At 67.4% G+C, this 258-nt stretch carries 1 protein-coding gene; it reads left to right on the forward strand.

What is annotated here, in order from left to right:
• On the forward strand, positions 1-258 hold a 258-nt coding region (locus tag SB754_RS21285), incomplete at both ends, for a hypothetical protein (RefSeq protein WP_410784326.1).

Genomic DNA, 258 nt, shown 5'->3' on the forward strand with positions numbered 1-258 from the left:
GGCACCGTCGCGCTCGCGCCGCTCATGAAGATCAGCTTCCTGGGCGATATGGGGCAGAACTCGCTCACCGTCACCCAGGACCTCGGCGAGACGGCATCGCTCGACGCCCAGGACGAGGCCGCGAAGCAGGTCGAAGAGGTGCTGCAGGGCATCGACGGCGTCGACACCGTGCAGGTGACCATCGGATCCGCGGGCGGCATGGCCGCGCTCTTCAGCGGATCCGGGATCACCTACTCGGTCATGACCGATGCCGACGTG

Origin of the sequence: Leifsonia sp. SIMBA_070, from assembly GCF_046534635.1 — a bacterium.
Taxonomy (GTDB): domain Bacteria; phylum Actinomycetota; class Actinomycetes; order Actinomycetales; family Microbacteriaceae; genus Leifsonia.